This is a genomic window from Arthrobacter sp. P1_B3 (genome assembly GCF_056406615.1).
The window spans coordinates 1-828 of the sequence record NZ_JBFTZV010000072.1; the positions used below are offsets into that span (position 1 = coordinate 1).

The 828-nt window shown below is 50.8% G+C and carries 1 protein-coding gene and 1 rRNA gene; both read right to left on the minus strand.

From position 1 onward, the window contains the following. Nucleotides 1–200: ribosomal RNA gene (locus AC1D2F_RS23895) — 16S ribosomal RNA — on the minus strand; the annotation flags it as partial. Between the two features lie 500 nt (nucleotides 201–700). Further along, nucleotides 701–828, minus strand: a 128-nt coding sequence (locus tag AC1D2F_RS23900; RefSeq protein ID WP_476967907.1) for a hypothetical protein, incomplete at its 5' end; no start/stop codon positions are given.

An 828-nucleotide genomic window follows, 5' to 3' on the forward strand; every position in this document is an offset into this window, starting at 1 on the left:
CCCCCACCATGCGATGAGGAGTCATATCCGGTATTAGACCCAGTTTCCCAGGCTTATCCCAGAGTTAAGGGCAGGTTACTCACGTGTTACTCACCCGTTCGCCACTAATCACCGGTGCAAGCACCGGGTCATCGTTCGACTTGCATGTGTTAAGCACGCCGCCAGCGTTCATCCTGAGCCAGGATCAAACTCTCCGTTGAAGTAAAACAGACACAACCACCACCCCCGGGAAAACGGGAGAAAATGGCTGCACAAAATTTGAAACCAGCCAAAAACACCAGACCACACCACGGGGTGGCGGGCCCGGCACATTCAACCAATCCATATACAATAAATTGGTATCAACAAACTTGGCACACTATTGAGTTCTCAAACAACAGACACATTCGAATACTTGCCGAAACAATTCATTTCAATGAATTTTTTATTTCGTTTTTCTTCGCTGCGATGTTTACAGCTTATTTCATTCATTTCCACTTTGCAAATCCGCGATTTTCATCCGAATTTCACTTTATGGAGCGAATCCGCCCAGCAGAATTGAAGCAATTTCCATTGTGTGCGCCTAGCGCATGAAGAATTGCTTCTCATTTGTGGGGGTTTGTCACCACTCAACGGCGGCGACTCAGAAAACAATACACGCTCCCCCCCGGCCGTGCAAATCGGCCGGGAAGGAGCGTGCAGGGTGCGTTTTCGAAGCTGGTCAGGACGCGGAGACTTCCACCGTTGCCAGGTTCTTTTTGCCCCGGCGCAGGAGCAGGTAGCGCCCGTGCAGCAACTGGCTGGCCGCAATAACGGCGTCGGGGTCGGATATCTTCGCATTGTTGACGT